This is a genomic window from Salmonella sp. SAL4457, from assembly GCF_046548235.1.
Taxonomy (GTDB): Bacteria; Pseudomonadota; Gammaproteobacteria; order Enterobacterales; family Enterobacteriaceae; genus Salmonella; species Salmonella enterica.
The window spans coordinates 1-243 of the sequence record NZ_JBGDZO010001168.1 but is presented as its reverse complement, the minus strand read 5'-3'; the positions used below and the strand labels follow the sequence as shown (position 1 = coordinate 243).

The 243-nt window shown below is 67.9% G+C and carries 1 protein-coding gene; it reads left to right on the top strand.

All coding sequences use genetic code 11. From position 1 onward, the window contains the following. Positions 1–44: 44 nt before the first annotated feature. Positions 45–243 (top strand): glycerophosphodiester phosphodiesterase family protein (locus tag ACLJNW_RS27855; RefSeq protein WP_410961827.1); only part of this gene is annotated, 199 nt, incomplete at its 3' end.

Below are 243 nucleotides of genomic sequence, written 5' to 3'. Positions count from 1 at the left end.
ACGTTGGCGAGCACCCGCCCTATAGGGCGTGACGGGAGAATGAAATGAATCGAAGTATTGCGATCCTGCTGCTGGGCCTGTCGCTGTCCGGCTGCGTCGAGGCACGCTCGGTGGTACCGGCGGATGGCCCGGGCCCGCTGCTGGTGGCCCATCGCGCCGGCACCGCGGACTACCCGGAGAACACCCTGCTGGCGATCCGCAAGGCGCTGGACAACGGCGCCGACGCGCTATGGTTGTCGGTGC